The organism is Planktothrix pseudagardhii (assembly GCF_904830925.1).
GTDB lineage: Bacteria > Cyanobacteriota > Cyanobacteriia > Cyanobacteriales > Microcoleaceae > Planktothrix > Planktothrix tepida.
Window position 1 is genome coordinate 5,732,605 of the sequence record NZ_LR882967.1, and the last position, 11,753, is coordinate 5,744,357.

The 11,753-nt window shown below is 39.4% G+C and carries 9 protein-coding genes; 2 read left to right on the forward strand and 7 right to left on the reverse strand.

Going from position 1 to position 11,753, the window contains the following annotated elements; all coding sequences use genetic code 11:
• Positions 1-15: 15 nt before the first annotated feature.
• Positions 16-1,122 carry a phospho-N-acetylmuramoyl-pentapeptide-transferase gene (gene mraY, locus NMK36_RS24840; RefSeq protein ID WP_072718008.1) on the reverse strand — a complete coding sequence of 369 codons (1,107 nt, stop codon included), beginning with the start codon at positions 1,120-1,122 and terminating at the stop codon, positions 16-18.
• 93 nt (positions 1,123-1,215) lie between these two features.
• A complete protein-coding gene (locus tag NMK36_RS24845; protein ID WP_072718007.1) occupies positions 1,216-1,464 on the reverse strand; it encodes a DUF3134 domain-containing protein in 249 nt (82 codons plus the stop codon).
• Between the two features lie 150 nt (positions 1,465-1,614).
• On the opposite strand from NMK36_RS24845, the gene NMK36_RS24850 reads away from it, so the two are divergent.
• A complete protein-coding gene (locus tag NMK36_RS24850) occupies positions 1,615-2,208 on the forward strand; it encodes a PAP/fibrillin family protein (RefSeq protein ID WP_072718006.1) in 594 nt (197 codons plus the stop codon).
• Here NMK36_RS24850 and NMK36_RS24855 read toward each other — a convergent pair.
• The 5 genes from NMK36_RS24855 to NMK36_RS24875 form a co-directional block, all read right to left on the reverse strand.
• Positions 2,205-3,446, reverse strand: coding sequence for a URC4/urg3 family protein (locus tag NMK36_RS24855; RefSeq protein WP_072718005.1), 1,242 nt, complete (start codon positions 3,444-3,446; stop codon positions 2,205-2,207). The two genes, NMK36_RS24850 and NMK36_RS24855, sit on opposite strands and share 4 nt — an antisense overlap.
• A 40-nt stretch (positions 3,447-3,486) precedes the next feature.
• The gene (locus tag NMK36_RS24860; protein ID WP_254174878.1) at positions 3,487-6,558 is read right to left on the reverse strand and encodes a type ISP restriction/modification enzyme; all 3,072 of its coding nucleotides are present in this window, start codon (positions 6,556-6,558) and stop codon (positions 3,487-3,489) included.
• Between the two features lie 223 nt (positions 6,559-6,781).
• Positions 6,782-8,053, reverse strand: coding sequence for a GTP cyclohydrolase II (locus NMK36_RS24865; RefSeq protein WP_245824185.1), 1,272 nt, complete (start codon positions 8,051-8,053; stop codon positions 6,782-6,784).
• Between the two features lie 143 nt (positions 8,054-8,196).
• Positions 8,197-8,412 (reverse strand): sulfur carrier protein ThiS, encoded by a 216-nt coding sequence (gene thiS / locus NMK36_RS24870; RefSeq protein WP_072718003.1) that lies wholly within the window; start codon positions 8,410-8,412, stop codon positions 8,197-8,199.
• A gap of 9 nt (positions 8,413-8,421) precedes the next feature.
• On the reverse strand, positions 8,422-9,498 hold the full coding sequence (locus tag NMK36_RS24875) for a thiamine phosphate synthase (RefSeq protein WP_072718002.1): 1,077 nt from the start codon (positions 9,496-9,498) through the stop codon (positions 8,422-8,424).
• A 357-nt stretch (positions 9,499-9,855) separates the two neighbouring features.
• On the opposite strand from NMK36_RS24875, the gene NMK36_RS24880 reads away from it, so the two are divergent.
• Entirely contained in the window at positions 9,856-11,721 is a 1,866-nt protein-coding gene (locus NMK36_RS24880) for a DUF1565 domain-containing protein (protein ID WP_254174879.1), read from the forward strand.
• Positions 11,722-11,753 lie beyond the last annotated feature (32 nt).

Here is an 11,753-nt window from a genome sequence, read left to right on the forward strand (position 1 = left end):
AGGGAAGAGCAAGATTTAGGTTGATAAATAACCTAGGATCAGGGTGATTAAAACTAAGATAGCATTAATCAAATAAAAAGTTCCGACAACTTGGGTTTCTTGCCATCCTGATAATTCTAAATGATGGTGCAAAGGAGCCATTTTTAACAGACGCTTTCCGACTCCATCGGAGTTTTTGGTCGCTTTATAATAGCTAACTTGAGCAATCACCGACAGGGTTTCAACGAAGAAAATTCCACTAATAATCAATAGCACCCACAAACTATTGGTTAATAAAGCTACAGTGGCAAAAGCACCCCCTAATGCTAAGGCTCCCGTATCTCCCATAAATACTTTTGCTGGGTTCCGGTTATGGGTAACAAATCCTAAACAACTCCCACTCATACAAGCACAAAAGGTGGTTAATTCCGGTGCTGTAGGGGCTAAATACGCACCTAACCCCAAAAATGCGATCGCACCTAACCCCCCCATTAATCCATCAACCCCATCGGTTAAATTGGTGGCATTACTCTCAGCAACTTGAACAAAAATTGCCAAGGGCCAGAATAATAATCCCAAGGGAATTGCGAATCCCAAGGGTAACGCAACGGTGGTTAAGGTTGGAGATTGAGTTGCTAATAACCACAAACAAAATAGCGTTGCAAAACCGACTTGCAACGCCAATTTCATTTTAGGAGAAATGCCTTTATTCGATTTACGTCTTAAAATTTGCCAGTCATCCAACCAACCAATCAATCCGTAGGCTAAAGTTAAGGCAGAAACCGCTATTACATGGGGGTGAAATTGAGTTAAAATAACAGCGATCGCTACACCCGCAGGAATCAAAAAGACGCCTCCCATCGTTGGAGTTCCAGCTTTTTGTAAATGCGCTTGGGGGCCATCTTCTCGAATAAATTGTCCGGCTTTAATTCGGACTAAAATTGGAATCACCCAAGATCCCAAAACAGAAACCGCAACCGTACACACTAACCAAGGCAGAAATAACGACCCTTGAATCTGGAATAATTGGCCGTTCACCCCATCTAAACTCAAGGCGAATACACTCAACCCCAAACTCAGGAACAATAGTAAGGTTTGTCCAGACAAGTTGAATGATTTAACCGAAGAAAATTTGGTATCCACAAAAAAATTTAATCCTCAACACCACAAAGTCAAAAGACTGGAAATAGGACAAAGGGTTTCACTCAAGCGGTGACAGTGCCCTCGTCGGTCTTCCTAGCCTTCTAATAAGTCCTCATCGATATCATCATCATCATCATCATCATAAACGGAGTCATCAACGGACATGAGTTCCGAGATTTCCTCTTCATCATCCAAGTAGTCCGTGACTTCACTAATGGGAGTATCGCGCGCGATCAGACGTCCTGTTGATTCCAACCAAGTCAGAAGTGAAATTTCTTGCTTAGAAGGAATGACATCCGCCGGTTCATGGACAGGGATTTCGCGCAATGATGGATTGAGCATTTTTAGTTTCAGGTGTCAAATAGAAGTACGTTAGACTTAATGTAATTTTACACAATAGTTGATTATGGACAGTATCATATTGTTAAATCTATATCGAGTCTTATCGATTTAAAAAGCTAACTCATTATTTTGATAATATAATTTTTTATTATGATTAATCAAAAAAAAGCCACCCTCTTAGAACTGATTGCGGGTAAAAATCGAGGGTTACTCGCCACTGAAACCGATAAAGTTGCTATTTTATCCGCCATTACTCAACTAGAGGACTTCAACCCCAACCCTCGACCCCTGGACGTTCCTCAACTGTTAGACGGCAATTGGCGATTATTATATACCAGTAGCGATGAATTATTAGGAATCGGTCGTTTTCCATTGTTGAGATTAGGACAAATTTATCAATGTATTCGGGTAGCAGATCAAAAAGTTTATAATATTGCCGAGGTTCAAAGTTTACCGTTATTAGAAGGATTAGTCAGTGTCGCCGCCCAATTTGAGCCCGTTTCAGAAAAACGAGTCAATGTTAAATTTAATCGGTTTATTATCGGTTCTCAACGATTTATTGGCTATCAATCCCCTAATCCTTTTATTACGGATATTGAAACAGGTAAAAAATTTATAGCCATTGATTTTAATTTACAAGCACGGGATCAACAAGGCTGGTTAGATATTACCTATTTAGATGAAGATTTAAGAATCGGACGGGGAAATGTAGGTAGTGTATTTGTATTAACAAAAGTAACTTAAAATACCGTTCCATCACTCTCTAATTTGAGAGGGGGAGAACTATCAGAACGGTGTTGTTGAGCGATCTCACGTCCAGCGTTCCAAGTTCCCCCTTGTAAGACTTTAACGAGGGGAAATTCTTGGGGAGTGAAGTTTAATTTGTGGCAGATAATATCAGCAATTTTATCGAGTATTATGATGGTGAGCGATCGCCATTCTATAATAACACTAGAATCGGGTTTATGGAAGATTTCAGATAAATTGGGATCTTTTAATTCTAATAATCCTAAATCTAAGCATAATCCTCCATTTCGATATTCTGCTAATCCGGTTAATTGATCTAAATCAATAATTTCTAATCCTAAATCCTGCAAAGGTTCAAGTAAAGAATAAGTTAACCATTGGGATAATTTATGGAAGGGAACAAAGGGATATTTGGAATCCAAGGCTTCTAACCCTGGATAATACCAAACATCTCCCAAATTAACCTGATTTAGAGTTAATCGTCCTGGCCAAATTTCTCCTAATCCTTCTAAAATAGCGGTTAAAACCGTAACCGCACTCAGTTGATTATCTTGGGTTTGGGTTAAAAAATAATCCACTAATTTTCCGGGTCTAGGGTTATATTCTCCAAATAAATGAGGATAATCATATAAAGTTTTCCCTAATTTTTTTAACAGTTCTAATCTCCCTTTAATTCCGATTAAAGGATTATTATTATTAACTTGAAATCCGCTTATGAATTGAGATTCTGTTAAATTCATTAATCCTTTAGCATCGACTTGAAAAGGAAATTCAGGATCACTTGAAAATAACCCTTGACCAAACATTTCATAACTTGCAATAGCTAACCCTTCAGAACGTCGCCAAACTAACCCTGTTTCAGATTCTTGATAGTACCATTTTTCCCCAGCACCTGCATCTAATAAAACACTAATAATCGCTAAATCTAGTTTCGCTTGAGTTTGTTCTACTAAAGATAAATCATTTAGCTGTTTTTGTAACTTTTCAAGGCGAGGAATATTCCCGACTTCAAAATGTCGCCATCGAGAATGGAAAGGAACCTGAAGATTAGGATAATTTTGTCTAATATTATCTAAAACAAAACCAGCGACACCTTCTAACATTTCGGGGTGATAACAGAAATGTTGTAACTGATCAGATAACGCTAAATTAAAGATAAAATTACACCGTTCTCGAATAGCTTGAGGAGAACGAAAATAAGCGATCGCATCTTGATAAGCTTCTAAATTTTTCATATCATCCCTACTCGTAGTAAGCCCTTCAGGGCTTCTTCTCTTAGTATAATCCCAAATCGGGCAAATGATTAACAATTTTAACCGTTTCTAAACTAACGGTTATCACTTGACTTATTAACCGCATAATATATTGTTCATCGCCTAAACGGTTCGGATCATTAACAATTCCACTACGTTTATCAATTTTAACTTGATATTGATTAATAATCCAATCTAACGCCGAACGATTTCCTAAGCGATATTCAAACACTTCTGGTGGTATCCCGCTTAACGTCAGAAATTCATTATAGATAATTTGGGTTTTATTTTTACTGAGTTTCATTTTGTCCACCAGCAAATCTAACGGAAATTCATCATTTTCAATAAATTTAAGCGGATATTCGGGTTGTTTTTCATAGTTGAGATGCAAATCTGCTAATTGTTGTCCCGCATTGACAAACCCTCGAAAATCGGGTGCGTAGGGAATGCGAGGAAGTTCTCGTTTGAGGTTAGCGGCGTAGCGTTCTCGGTAGATGGGATGATGCAATAATCCATAGGTATAATAGAAGATATCCCATTTTGTAATAGTCTGATCTTGGTAATAATTTCTAAATTGTTCAAGTGACCAGTCGGTGATATTGTCTTTTCGGTTTGTTCCGTCTTCGTCGTAGGTGTAGAAGGGGAAACATTGACCAGGACGACCACCGACATCAAGAGATGGAATACAATTTGTTATTTGTACTAAAAAAGGGATTTGTGAATGATTAGTTACAGCAATAACTCGATTTTCTTTTTCAGTATCAGGTGTTGGGAATATTAAAGGAAATTGACCTCTACGATGATTAAAAATTTCGTCAAAATATAAAAGTTGTACACAAAATGGACGATACATAGACAATCTAATCTTATCATCGTTAAAGTCTGCTGTAATCTCAGAATTTAAACACTCTTTTAAATGACTACTCCATTTAATTTTAGTGTCATCGTAAATCACAAATGAATCTACTGTATCTTTAGGTGTTCTTTTAGTTTTCCATTGATCAACCTGATGATTATAATTTTGTAGCGTTAACTTTATGTTTTCAATTAATAAATTTTTATCAAAGTTATAAACCCACACATCTCGATTTGTCTGCACACCCATACTATAACTTCTAAAAATTGCTGATTCATGAGTTGATTTATCTTTAGTTTCTTTATTTCCTATTGGTATAAAATTTTCAAAATCATCTTTTAATCCTTCTGTTAACCAAGTAGATTTTTGATCGGGTTCAATCAGTGACCATTCAATATTACTATAGCTTTTTGACTGCTCTAAATATCCTAATTTTTCTTCCTTTCTCCAAAACTCATCAACACTAGCATAATAAATTTTTGTATCCTTAGACTGATTGGATCTATTTTTTCTAATAAAGATATTAATACTGACTCCGACTTTAATATCGAAAACGTTATGAATACTTTTTGAAGGATCTGTAGTTTTTCTGATATTACCTCCTAAATCAACAAGATAAATTAAATTAAAATCTTTCTCTAAATGTTTCCTCATACCATCAAAAGCAAGAGCATCAATAAAACTATTATTGGTCACTAAGGCAATAATTCCCTCATCTCCTATCCTATTAGATGCCCAGCGAATTGCTTTAACATAAGGATCAGAAAGAGAACTTTTATTGGTTGCTTTTGAATCTTTAGCATAGGTTTCTCGAATTTGTCGATCAACTTCTTCATATTTTAGATTTTTATTATTATCATTTTCATTAACCTGCCAAGCATTATAAGGCGGATTTCCAATAATCACGAAAATCGGTGAACTTCTTTGACGTTGAACCCTGGCGGTATTTTCTGGCGTAAATAACGATAACTGTTGAACCTGTTGATCGGAAAACGTATCAACTAAACAAATCCCTTCAAAAGCTTTATAACCTCCCGTTGCTTCAAAATATTGATGCTCAATATTCATCGAAGCAATATAATAAGGTAATAACATCACCTCATTGCAGTGTAATTCCTGTTCATATTTATAAGGAAGGGCTGTTTTTCTAATTTCCTGCATCACCCGTAAAATAAAATTACCCGTCCCTAAAAATGGATCAAGAATATGCACGCCTTTATCATTTAACGACTTGCCAAACTCTTTTTTTAAAATATCCTCAACACTTTTCACCATAAAATTAACAATAGGTTGAGGTGTGTAAACAATTCCATGAATATCGGCAACTTTCACCGCAAACCCTTGAAAGAACTTCTCATAAACTGTATTCAAAAAATGCTGTTTATCGCTATAATCATTAATGGTTTTGGCTGCATCTTCTAACGCACGATAAAAATAATCCACTTCCCCTAAAAAATGCTCTCGACTAAAGGATTTAGACGTTAACGCTTGAATTACCTTTTCAATTTCCACCGCAATAATATTGCGACGGGTGAAATCAGGATTATTAAAAATTTGTCTAAAAATTCGTTCCGTTAGCAAATGTTGAATTAACATTTCCTCCACCGCAGCCTCGGAAAGATTCGGGTTAATAGCTTGACGGCAAATTTCCGTAAATTCACGAAACGCTTGAATAAATTTCGGGTTGGTTTTGCGTTGAGTTTCAATTAAATTAATCAGTTTACCCGATAAATCTTTAACTCGGCTACGAAATTCTGATGCTGCTGTTTCCCATTGGGCAATTTCAGGAGTGCGATATTCAAAAAATAACTTTAAGGTATCGACTAAAATTTGAGGTTTTGTAATATCCTCATCACAGATTTGTTTTCCTCCTTGCCATAAAATAGCGCGTTCAGGAGCTTGAAAAATAATGTTATCTTGAGGATATCCAACGGCAAATTTTTGTTTAACTTCTCGGTCTAATTTATCATGACTATCTTTGGCTTCCCAAATGCCATATCGAATGCTTCCATCCCGAACTAAAGCACCATCTACGCGAATGCGCTTCCCTGTAGTTAATTTAATTTCTTTTTCAGGAATTAAGGTTAAATCAAATTGTTGACAACAAGCTTTTAAGAGATCTGCAAAGGCATCTTTCACCGCTAATTCATGGGAAACCCCCAATTTCGCAAACTGTTGTAAAGCATCATAATAAGCTTTAACAGGTTTATGGGTGGGTTTCAAGTTTAGCATTGTCATAAAAAACAACCCTCAGACTTTCTTTGAGAATTATCTCATCTTAAATTCAAAAAAATATTAGATTTAATAAAAATTATTCTTTGTTATAAAAAATCAAACCCTTGTAGTAAGTTTTTTAGGATTTGCAGCCCTGAAGGGCTGACTACGAGTGGGGTAGAAACCGGGTTTTTCTCAAAGGTTTTTATTCTCTCAAACTTCCCTAAAAAACCCGATTTCTATACCCTTAATACTCTCGACCCTTCACACTCACTAACCCTTCTACATCTAAAATCTCCCCTTCCGTATAATAGCCTGCGGCTTTTTTTGCTTCTATTTCTACCTTGGCATCCGCCGGAATTAAATCATCTGGAATAGGAACCCGTTTCACCACTTCAATTCCTGAATTAACAATGGCATTATATTTCATATTACTCATCGAAACTAAGCGATCAATCCGAGTAATCCCTAACCAATGTAACACATCCGGCATTAACTCTTGAAAGCGCATATCTTGAACCCCAGCAACACATTCTGTCCGTTCAAAATAAGCGTCTGCGCGATCGCCACCGGTTTGACGTTTACGGGCATTATAAACTAAAAACTTCGTTACTTCTCCTAACGCTCGACCTTCTTTCCGATAATAGACAATCACCCCTGCACCGCCTTCTTGGGCTGTTCTAATACATTCTTCAATCCCATGCACTAAATAGGGGCGACAGGTACAAATATCTGACCCAAAAACATCCGATCCATTACATTCATCATGAACTCGAACCGCCACTGGGCGATCAGGGTCAGTAATAGCTGCAATATCCCCCAAAATATAAACCGTAACCCCACCAATAGGCGGTAAAAATACTTGTAAATCAGGACGGGTAATTAACTCAGGAAACATCCCCCCAGTTTGTTCAAATAAAGCATGACGTAAATCGCTTTCTGTTACCTTTAAACGATGGGCAACACCGGGTAAATACCATACAGGTTCAATAGCGGCTTTTGTAACCACTAAATCGCCATTTTCTTTCATGATTTCCCCATCTAATTTTAACCGTCCTTTAGCGGCTGCCTCGTATAATTCCGGCATATTAATATGGGCTTTTGTAATGGCAATGGTGGGGCGAATATCATAGCCTTTTTCAAAATAGTCGGTAAATACATCCCCAACCACAGCCCCAAAGGGATCGAGGGCGACAATTTTATCAGGATCAGCCCAACTGGGATAGGGGCCAATATTGACAATGGGGGAAGTATTGGTTAAGTCGGCGCGATGGTCGGTTTTCAGGCTTCCCTGAACCACCGCTAAGGCGCGATAAATGGCATAAGAACCGGAATGGGTGCCAATCACGTTACGATGAGTTGGATCGGTTAAGGTTCCAATCAGGGGGCCACGTTTGAGGGGATCGGCGTTTCCCCAATGAATGGGGATCGGTTTGGCTCCGTAGGGGGTGGGGTGAGAGGTTAGAACAATATGCCTAGGTTTGGAATCTCGCTTGTCTTTCACCATTGCTGTATCCATGCTTGAGGTTATCTTATTATTGGCATAGGGAACAGGGAATGGGGAATCTGTAAATAATTATGTTGGGTTACTGAATCAAAATAATAATAATAAATCATCCTTGGTAAGGGTGGGATAATCCCGCCCCTACGAAGGATAACAAATTAAACGCCGCCTCCAACAATGGTGACAATTTCTAAGACATCTCCTGATTTTATTTCAGTTGTCTCCCAAAATTGACGATGGAGAATTTCACCGTTATATTCTACAGCAATTAACCGGGGATTTAAGCCTTGCTGTTCTAAAAATTGGGGAAGTGTCAGACCCGCAGAACAGGTTTTTAATTCTCCATTAACTTTGAGGGTAATGGTTTCAGCCATGATGTCGATTTAGGGTTGTTTGGGTAAGACTTTATAGGACTTTAGGTTTCTAAAACGATTGAGTTGTGAGAGGAAATATTGAGTTACTAAAGTCGGTTGTTCTGCATTCATAATTGAACGAACAACTGCAATGCGATCGCAACCCGTCGCCATAACATCATCCAAATTATTCATATCAATTCCTCCAATGGCAAACCAAGGAATCATTGAATTTTTAACCGCATGACGAACATATTCTAAGCCTGCTGCTGCTCTTCCTGCCTTCGTTGGCGTTTCATAAACAGGCCCGACTCCAATATAATCTGCTCCTTCTTGAATTGCCCGTTTTAGATCTTCAGGACTATGGGTAGACCGACCGATTAATCGTTGGGGGCCAAGGATTTGTCGAGCTAATTCGATGGGAATATCATTTTGTCCTAAATGAACGCCATCAGCATCAACAGCGACGGCAATATCAACCCGATCATTAACTAAAAATAAGGCATTATAACGATGACACAATTGACATAATTTTTGAGCCGTTTTAAGTCGTGTTTCATCATCGGAGGTTTTATCTCGATATTGAACTAAAGTTAATCCTCCTTGTAACGCCGCTTCCACAATCGATAATAACCGTTCTCCTGGGGAAGTGACTAAATAAAGATAGGAATTTAGTAAAAGTTTATGGCGATCATGGGCCAGTAAACGAGTTTCTAAGGTATACACTTGATAGCGCATTTGTTTAAAGGTTTTTCCCATTTCTGGATGATATAATTTCCCGTATTCTTCCAGAACTCGTAACGCTTCTTGAACGCGACAGAAATTGGCTTGTAATAATTGTTCAATTCCTGAACGTTGTTCTTCTTGGGGATGGGTTAATTCTGTACCCGGATCGTCGATTGTATTCCGATAGGAACGTAGGTTCATCGTATGCCAACGGGCAACTTCTTGGCGCAGATGTTTACATTCTTCTGCAAGTTCTCCGCTATTGAGTCCAAACCGACACCATTCTTCAATAATTCTCAACCCTTCACGGGTGCGATCTAAGTTGGCATCTAAAATTCGATATAAAATCGGTTGCGCCAAGGGACTAAATTGTTCCTCCATCCAATCTTCCTCAATGAGTGCGTAATGTGCAAATCCAAGATATAATATTCGTCAATTTCAAATTGACCCTCGGTGCGTCGAAACAAAGTTCAAAATTCTTAATAGCCAAAAGGTTAAATTTAAGGCAAAATTAAGGCTGGTTTGACGCCATTGAAATTTTAAACTAATTTCAGTCCGTCAGAGTCGCTGAATTTTGGCTATCCGTTGTTGTACTTTGACCCCCTGTTGTTATGCTTGGGCATCCCTAAGCCGTAACTGTCAATCGAGGTGCCCAAGCCTAACAACAAATTCAGGTTCTGAGTGCAACAACGGAGATGATCAATTGCTAATCCGAACCTTCAGTCCTACCCCCCTACAATGACTCGACAACTCGGTATTCCTCAATCCCGTTTATGGTTTGTCCAAACTGCAATGCTCTTTTCTTCTCCATTTTTATTGAGGGTATTGCAATCTTTTTCCCCATTACTATTAGTGACTTTGGGGTTAGGATTGTTTCAACCTGTTTCTGGGTTAGCGGTTCCGGTGCAAAATCAACCCATTACACAAGCCAGCAATCGTTCAACGGCGGTGATTTATGTTAGTTCAACAACGGGAAATGATCAAGGGCAAGGCACACAACAATCCCCTTTAAGAACGATTACAAAAGCGTTGAGTTTAGCACAACGAAATACTGCAATTATTTTAGCACCCGGAACCTATAGTGGCGAAACCGGAGAACAATTTCCGATTATTTTACATGATAATATTACGCTGCAAGGCAATCCGAATACAAAGGGCAAAGATGTTGTGATTAACGGGGGCGGGTTCTACACTAGCCGAACATTTGCCCGCCAAAATATTGCTGTATTAGGGGCAAATGGCTCAAAAATTAGTGGAGTAACTATTACTAATTCCAGTGACCGAGGCTATGGGTTATGGATTGAATCAAGTTCTTTAATTGTTTCTCAAAATACCTTTATTGGAAATACCCACGATGGCATTTCTGTGGTGGGAATGAGCGCGCCGATTATTCAAGAAAATTATTTTGCTCAAAATGGTGCCAATGGAATGACGATTTATGGGAATTCTCGCCCGGAAATCCGCAATAACGATTTTCAAAATACTGGATTTGGAATTAATATTGCTCAAAATGCAGCCCCTTTTGTCATCGGAAATCGTGTTTTTGATAATAAAGATGGGGTGGTGATTCAAGCCAACGCTCGACCGATTTTACGCGATAATCACATTGAACGAAATCAACGGGATGGTATCGTTGCGATCGCTCAATCCTTACCTGATTTGGGTAATACTCAGGAACCCGGACGCAACGTAATTCGCAATAACGGCCGTTATGATCTCAATAACGGAACCCAAGGCCAACAAATTCAAGCCTACGGAAACCAATTATCCACCGCTAAGGTGTTTGGGGCCATTGAAGTGTCAGGAACCTATACCCCCGCCGCCGCTCCCTCTCCCCTAGTCAGCCAGATCTTAAACTCTCCCGCCTCTTCTCAACAGCCTGTGGCCATTGTTGCCAACGATCCCGCTACCCAGACTCCGATTAACACCGCTTCTTCCCTTCCGGTCTATCTTCCCGAATCGAATTCAACTTCTCAAAACCCGATTCCGATTCCCGTTCCCGCCCCAACTTCCACTCAAACCGCCACCGCTATTCCCATTCCGGTTCCTCCTCCTGAATCTCCAAACTTACCCCCCTTACCGAATACTCGTCGTCCTCCCCAACCCCCCCCAAGACCAACGCCATCGGCGGACTCTATACCTGGGTCATTAATCTCAACCTTTTCCCGCTTAATCTTAAATCGTCCCACCCCCCAGTCCCCCTCTAGCCGTTCCCAACCTCAACAAACACAACCGATTACCCAACCGCCTCAACTGACTCAACCCACCTCTATTGCAGCCATTGGGATTTTATCCGTTCCGGGGCCAGATATTCCCATTGGGTCGGGTGGTGGTTTACTTCCCAATGAGGCCGCTAGTGGGGGCGGTCAAGAAATTCCTTTAAGTCCGATGGCTTTGGGCTTAAGGTATCGAGTGGTGGTCGAAAGTAGTAATGATAGTGAGCTTCGTCGGATTCGCTCAATTGTGCCAGAAGCCTTTCCAACGGTGGTTGCAGGGCGACAAGTTGTTCAAGCGGGGGCTTTTCGAGATCAATATCGGGCAAATTGGCTGTTACAACAGTTAACCAGCAATGGATTAAGGGCGAGAATTGAGTTAATGAATTAGTTCCCCTGTAGAGACGTTGCATGCAACGTCTC